At 65.6% G+C, this 1,626-nt stretch carries 2 protein-coding genes; one reads left to right on the plus strand and one right to left on the minus strand.

Features of this window, described 5'->3' with window-relative positions; genetic code table 11:
- Window positions 1-1,047: ATP-binding cassette domain-containing protein (locus tag AC1VAN_RS21205; RefSeq protein WP_480986679.1), on the plus strand; the 1,047-nt coding region annotated here is incomplete at its 5' end.
- A 132-nt stretch (window positions 1,048-1,179) separates the two neighbouring features.
- On the opposite strand, the gene AC1VAN_RS21210 is transcribed toward AC1VAN_RS21205, so the two are convergent.
- A partial coding sequence (locus AC1VAN_RS21210; protein ID WP_480986680.1) for a c-type cytochrome occupies window positions 1,180-1,626 on the minus strand: 447 nt, incomplete at its 5' end.

The raw sequence follows: 1,626 nt of genomic DNA on the forward strand, positions 1-1,626 counted from the left end.
CGCGTACGCCGCTTGAAGGCGATGCGCAACGAGCGATCCGCCCGCCGCGACCTCAGCGGCAACGTCAAGATGGAAGCGGCCCAGGGCGTAAGCYCGGGCAAGAAGGTCATCGACATCAAGGACATTTCGTTCGCGTTCGGCGATCGCACGATGGTCCGTGATTTCTCCACCACCATCCTGCGTGGCGACCGCATCGGCCTGATCGGCCCCAACGGCAGTGGCAAGACCACGCTGTTGAAGCTGCTGCTGGGCGAACTGCAGCCGCAGAAGGGTGAGGTCAACGCCGGCACCAACCTGCAGGTTGCGTACTTCGACCAGTACCGTGCAGTGCTGCGCGAAGACTGGAGCGCGATCGAGAACGTGGCCGAAGGCCGCGATTTCCTCGAGTTCAACGGCAAGCGCAAGCACGTGCACGCCTACCTTCAGGACTTCATGTTCACCCCCGAGCGCGCGCGCGCGCCGATCACCCGCCTGTCCGGTGGCGAGCGCAACCGCCTGCTGCTGGCCAAGCTGTTCGCGCAGCCGTCCAACCTGCTGGTGATGGACGAACCGACCAACGATCTGGACGTGGAAACCCTGGAGCTGCTGGAAGAGCTGCTGGGCGAATACAACGGCACGTTGCTGCTGGTCAGCCATGATCGTGACTTCATCGACAACGTGGTGACCTCCACGCTGGTGATGGAAGGCGATGGCGTGATCGGCGAGTACGTGGGCGGCTACAGCGACTGGCAGCGTTACGCGGCCAGCGTGGCCGCTGCGCCTGCGGTGGTTGGTGCCGCCAAGCCGGTGGTCGCTGCCCCGGCGGCTGCTGCGGAACCGGCAGCGCCCAAGCGCAAGCTCGCCTACAAGGAAGCGCGTGAGCTGGAACAGCTGCYGAAGACCATCGAAAAGCTGGAAGGCGATGTCGAAGGGCTTACCTCGGCAATGAACGATCCGTCGTTCTACACGCGCAGCAGCGCCGAAGTGACCGCGCACACCCAGCAGCTGGCCAAGGTGCAGGCTGAACTGGATGCCGCGTACGCACGCTGGGAAGAGCTGGAAGGCTGATCGCCGGCCGGATTCAGTAAATCCACGCCATGCGTGGATATCCGGATACGTGCGGACCAACGGTCCGCACCCACCAACCAACGGTGCGCACCCACCGGCCAACGGTCCGCACCCACCGGGGCGGGCCGGCGGTCATTTGACCCCGTGCAGATCCCGCAGCTGGCTYGGCCGGCTGCCGAAATACGCGGCCAGATCGGCGATGTCCTGATCGCTCAGGTCCTTCGCCTGCGGTGTCATCAGCGCATGCTGGCGATCACCGGCACGGTAGGCCTGCAGCGCATGCGCCAGGTAATCGCCGTATTGACCACCCAGCTTCGGATAGGTCGGATCGATCGGCGCATTGCCGTCGGCACCGTGGCAATCGATGCAGCTCTGGCTGGTGGCCTTGCTCTTGACCTTGGCGCGGGCCTCGCCGGCGGCTTCACGCCCGGCAGGCAGGCCCGCGGAGGAAGACGATCCGTGCTCGCCGCTGGCGTGGCCGGGATCGCCGGCGGATTTCTCGCTGTTCTCCACCTGTGACTGCGAGCAGGCCGCCAGCAGCAGGGCGACGGACAGGGCGATGGCGTGACGCAGTGGATG

The organism is Stenotrophomonas sp. 05L44_2 (genome assembly GCF_056665995.1).